This window comes from Paraburkholderia sp., assembly GCF_035948235.1.
Lineage (GTDB): Bacteria > Pseudomonadota > Gammaproteobacteria > Burkholderiales > Burkholderiaceae > Paraburkholderia.
In genome coordinates this window covers 1-5655 of record NZ_DASZJJ010000028.1, presented here as the reverse complement: position 1 = coordinate 5655, position 5655 = coordinate 1, and the positions used below count along the sequence as shown (strand labels likewise).

Here is a 5655-nt window from a genome sequence, read left to right as displayed (position 1 = left end):
GGCCTCGACGAAGCGCTGCTCGATGTGTATCGCACGCAGAACGGCAAGGCGCTCGAAGGTGGCTTCGCCGGACTCGACGGCCGCGATGAAGCGCTGCGCCGCTGGATCGTCGACTCGAACGTGGCCGCGTTGATCTCCGATAACGTGGCCGTGGAGTTCCTGCCCGCCGCGCCGTGCGACGACGCGCGCTATCCCTCGCATCCGCTGCACGACTTATGTTTGTTCCGCCTCGGCGTGCATCTTGGCGAACTGTGGCATTTGAGCGAGCTGGCCGACTGGCTGCACGCGCACGGACGCACGCGCTTCCTGCTGACCGCGCCGCCGCTGCGTCTGCCGCGTGCGGTCGGTTCTCCCGTTACGCCTGTCGCGACGGTCTGAGCCAGGCTGGTTTGTCCTCGCTGTACCTAATTTCGAAGAAAGCGCTCCCCCGCTAGTGATGTCATGAATTCAAAAGATCTGCCCCGCCACGATATCAACGCCTTGCTCGCGCTTCAGCGCCGGCTTGCCAGCAACACACGCGCCGAAGTTCGCTTCGATTCGGGCACGCGCGCCGCGTACGCATCGGAAGCGTCGAACTACCGTCAGGTGCCGATCGGCATCGTCGTGCCGCGCAGCATCGAGGACGTGGTGGAAACCATGCGCGCGTGCCGCGAGGCCGACGTGCCGGTGCTCACGCGCGGCGCGGGCACGTCAATGTGCGGGCAGTCGGTCAACGCGGCGGTCATCATCGACGCGTCGAAGTACCTCACGAGCATTGAAGCGATCGACGTGACGGGCCGCGTGGCGACGGTGCAGCCGGGCGTGATCTGCGATCAGCTCAAGGACGCGGCCGCGCTCAAAGGCCTCACGTTTGGCCCCGATCCCGCCACGCACAGCCGCTGCACGCTCGGCGGCATGATCGGCAATAACTCGTGCGGCGCGCATTCGGTGATGGCGGGCAAGACTGCCGAAAACATCGAGGCGCTCGAAGTGCTGACCTACGACGGCGCGCAGTTCTGGGTCGGCCCGACCGACGATGCCGCGCTGCGCGAGCATCTCGCGGCGGGTGGGGGCCGCGCCGAAATCGTCTCGGGCCTGCTCGGTTTGGTGGAGAAATACGGCGACGCCATTCGCGAAGGCTTTCCCAGGCTCAAGCGCCGTGTGTCGGGCTACAGTCTCGATCAACTGCTGCCCGAGAACGGCTTCAACATTGCGCGCGCGCTGGTGGGATCCGAAGGCACCTGCGTTTCCGTGCTCCGCGCGAAAACGACGCTCGTCACCAACCCCGTGCATCGCCGGCTGGTGGTGTTCGGTTTCCCGACCATTTTCGATGCCGCCGACTGCGTGCCGCAACTGCTGCCTCTGTCGCCGATCGCGATGGAAGGGCTCGATACGGGCATCGTCGGCGGTTTGCGCGAGCGCGGTCTCGCGCTCTCGGACATCGCCGAACTGCCCGCGGGCAATGCGTGGCTGATGGTCGAATTCGGAGCGACCGACAAGGCTGTCGCGATGGAATTCGCGCAACGGGCGGCGGCCCTCGCGCCTGAGTTGCCGGGCACGCCGTCGGCGCGACTCGTCGACGATGCCGCGCTCATGAAGCGTTTGTGGTCGGTGCGCGAAACCGGCGCGTCGGCCACCTCAATCGGCGACGATATGTCGAAGCCTGACCCGGTCGTGGGCTGGGAAGACGCTGCTGTGGAGCCGCGTCACCTCGGCGCCTACTTGCGCGAATTTTCGGCGCTGGTGGAATCTTACGGTTACAAAACCAATATGTACGGCCATTTCGGCGATGGCTGCATCCACTCGCGGATCACCTTCGACCTGCGTCATGCGCAAGGTGTGAAGACGTGGCGCGAGTTCCTGTTCGATGCCGCGAAGCTGGTTGTGAAGTACGAAGGCTCGCTATCGGGCGAACACGGCGACGGCCAGGCAAAGGGCGAACTGCTGCATCTCATGTATTCGCCAGAGCTGATGGAAGCGTTCCGCGCATTCAAGGCAATCTGGGATCCGCGCGGCCGCATGAATCCGGGCAAGCTGGTCGATGCCATGCCGGTGGACGACAACCTGCGCCTCGGCCCGACGTATCGTCGCGTGGATGTGTCGAGCCCCTTCACGTTTGGCGATCTCGGCAAGCCCGACACGTTCGCGCGTGCGACGGAGCGCTGCATCGGCATGGGCAAGTGCCGTTCGCTGAGCGGCGGCACGATGTGCCCGAGCTATCGCGCGTCGCGCGAAGAGAAGTATTCGACGCGTGGGCGCGCGCGGCTGCTGTTCGAACTGCTCAAAGGCGAAGTGATCGAGGACGGCTGGCAAAGCGAAGCCGTGAAGGATTCGCTCGATCACTGCCTCGCGTGCAAGGGCTGCCGCAGCGATTGCCCCACGCATGTGGACATCGCCAAGTACAAGAGCCACTTTCTTTACGAGTATCACAAGCACAAGCACCGTCATGTGATGGACGCGATGGTGAGCCGCATCGGCAACTGGCTGCCCGTGGCCACGCATGTGAGTGGCGTGGCGAATGCGCTCATGAGCAATCCGTCGTTCCGCAAGGTGAGCGCGAAGTTCGGTCTCGCCGAGGACGTGAAATTTCCCGCCATCGCCGCGAAGACGTTCCGCAACGGCGCGAGCGCGAAGCGTTTGCTCGCGCAGACCGAAAGCGCAGCGAGCAGGACGCACAAGCGCACGCCCGTGCTGCTGTGGACTGACACGTTCAACAACGGCTTCACGCCCGAGGTGATGGAAGCGGCGGTGCGCGTGCTTGAATCGAAGGGCTTCGAAGTGCGCCTGCTGAGCAAGCACGTGTGCTGCGGCCGCCCGATGTACGACGCCGGTCTGCTCGACGAAGCGAAGCGCAACCTCGAAACGATCATGTTGGAGATGGCGAATGTGATCGAGGCGAAGCTGCCCGTGGTCGTGCTCGAACCGAGCTGCCTGTCGGTGTTCCGCGACGAATTGCGCGCGCTGTTCCCGAACGACGCACGCGCGCACGCACTCGCGAAGGCGGTGAAGACGCTCGCCGAATTGCTGCAGGAATTCGGCGTTACGTTGCCGAAGCTCGACGAAGACGTGCATGTGCACGGCCATTGCCACCAGAAGGCCTGCGGCGGCATGAAGGCCGAAACGCAGTTGCTCCAGCAGGCGACGAGCAAGGGGTCGGTGCTGCCCACGGGTTGCTGCGGCATGGCGGGCGCCTACGGCTATCACAAGAAAACGGCGGATCTCGCGAAGAAGGTGGCGCAGTCGGAACTCGTGCCCGTGATCGATGCGCTGCAGGACGACGCCGTGATCGTGAGCGACGGCTTCAGTTGCCGCTCGCAGATTCGCAACACTACGGGCCGCACGGCACTCCATCTCGCGCAGTGGCTCGATCGCCAGCCGGAGGCGGTAAAGCCGGACGTGAACGCCGAAGCCGCCGTGAAAGAACAAGTCGCGTCAAATTAAAGCATTCGACGCCCGATACCGCTTGTAGACAAGGAGAACGCAGTGAGTTTGGAATTGACACGAGGCGAACTGCTTCGCCACGAGAATTTCATCGACGGCAAGTGGATCGCCGCTTCCGGTAACGCCCGCTACGCCGTGACGAATCCGGCCACCCAGGCCACGCTCGCGCAGGTCGCGAACAGTGCCGCCGCCGACGCGCGCGCGGCCACCGACGCCGCTGCGCGCGCGCTGCCCGCATGGCGCGACACGCTGCCTCGCGAGCGCGCAGCCGTGCTGAACCGCTGGCACGCGCTCATCCTCGCGAACACCGAGGACCTCGCGCGACTGATGTCGCTGGAGCAGGGCAAGCCGCTGGCTGAAGCACGCGGCGAAGTCGCGTATGGCGCGTCGTACGTTGCGTGGTTCGCCGAGGAAGCGACCAGGATTTACGGCGACATCATTCCGCAGACGCAGCGCGGCAAGCGCATGATGGCCATCAAGGAGCCGATCGGCGTGGTGGCGGCGATCACCCCCTGGAATTTTCCGCTTGCGATGATCGCGCGCAAGATCGCTCCGGCGCTCGCGGCCGGTTGCACGGTCGTAGCGAAGCCCGCTGAAGACACGCCGCTCACGGCACTCGCGCTCGCCGCACTGGCGCAGGAGGCAGGCTTGCCCGACGGCGTGCTCAACATGATTTCGGCGGCGCGCGACGAAGGCATTGCCGCCGTGGCCGACTGGCTCGGCGACGACCGTGTGCGCAAGATCACCTTCACAGGCTCGACGGCCGTGGGCAAGCATCTCGCGCGCGAATCGGCGGGTACGCTCAAGAAACTATCGCTCGAACTGGGCGGCAACGCACCGTTTATCGTCTTTGCCGACGCTGATCTCAAAGCGGCTGTTCAGGGTCTCATGCTCGCCAAGTTTCGCAATGGCGGCCAGACCTGCGTGTGTCCGAACCGTATCTACGTGCATGATTCGGTCTACGAACAATTTGGCGAACTGCTCGCGCAGCACGTGAGTTCGCTGCACGTGGGCCCGGCGACCGATGCGAAGGCGCAGATCGGCCCGATGATCAACGAGCGCGCCATCGACAAGATCGCGCGGCATGTAGAGAACGCCGTGGCGAACGGCGCGCGCGTGCTCGCAGGCGGCAAGCGCCTTCCGGATCTCGGGCCGAATTATTACGCGCCTACTGTGCTTGCTGATGCCACCGACGCCATGGTGCTCTGCTGCGAGGAAACCTTCGGCCCTGTCGCGCCGCTGTTCCGCTTCACCGAAGAGGACGAGGTGATTCGCATCGCCAATGACACGCCGTTTGGGCTCGCTGCGTACTTCTACACCAACGACGTGCGCCGCATCGACCGCGTGGCGCGCAAGCTCGAAACGGGCATCGTCGGTATCAACGAAGGTGCGGTGGCGAGCGAGGCCGCGCCGTTCGGCGGCGTGAAGGAATCGGGGTATGGACGTGAAGGCTCGAAGTACGGCCTCGACGACTATCTGAGCATCAAATATCTGTGCCAGGGCGGGCTTGAATAAGCACGTCGAGACGAAGCGAGGCACTGCGCGTTGCGATGGTGCCTCGCTTCGTAATTTGTCTGTTGTTGCAGCGATTGCTGTCACTCGAATCCAGCAAAGACGCATTATCTTGTCAGGTGCGGGAACGGTCGTCAGTTCTTGCGGCGATGAAGGATCGGATTGGCTGCGATTTAACCGTTGGCGGCGAGATATTCTAGTTCTAGTGAGTGAGGACGTTTGCGGCCCTGCAGATGTACTTCAAAATTGTGGATCTGGACCCCTCTCCCGGGGCGACTAAATTATTTTGCAGATTTACTTGACGGGTCGATCTGCGCCCTGCATAATTCGCCTCCTCCTGCTGATGCAGCGACGCAGAAAACGCCGGATAGCTTGATTTTCCAGCAGTTTTCAGCGAATTGATCTTTAAAAATTTACAGCCGATAAGTGTGGGCGCTTGATTCGATCTAGCTCCTCGTCGTGATCATTTTTGATCTGGCGAGATAGCAAAAGTATCAAGAGTCTCACACAGAAGTAAGTCAGGTTTTTGGAGCAATCCAGATTCCTGTCAGCTTTGAGTGAGCGACGGGTTCTTAAATGAACCAAAAACAGTAACAGGTTTGAACTGAAGAGTTTGATCCTGGCTCAGATTGAACGCTGGCGGCATGCCTTACACATGCAAGTCGAACGGCAGCACGGGTGCTTGCACCTGGTGGCGAGTGGCGAACGGGTGAGTAATACATC

At 62.7% G+C, this 5655-nt stretch carries 2 protein-coding genes, 1 rRNA gene and 1 pseudogene; all 4 read left to right on the top strand.

Translation table 11 applies throughout. The features are described 5' to 3' along the window. Positions 1-378, top strand: a pseudogene (locus VG320_RS01645) (cyclase family protein); the annotation flags it as partial. Between the two features lie 63 nt (positions 379-441). Next, positions 442-3420, top strand: a complete 2979-nt coding sequence (locus tag VG320_RS01640; protein WP_327198439.1) for an FAD-binding and (Fe-S)-binding domain-containing protein — start codon at positions 442-444, stop codon at positions 3418-3420. 42 nt (positions 3421-3462) lie between these two features. Then, on the top strand, positions 3463-4935 hold the full coding sequence (locus VG320_RS01635; RefSeq protein ID WP_327198438.1) for an NAD-dependent succinate-semialdehyde dehydrogenase: 1473 nt from the start codon (positions 3463-3465) through the stop codon (positions 4933-4935). Between the two features lie 598 nt (positions 4936-5533). Beyond that, positions 5534-5655: ribosomal RNA gene (locus VG320_RS01630) — 16S ribosomal RNA — on the top strand; the annotation flags it as partial.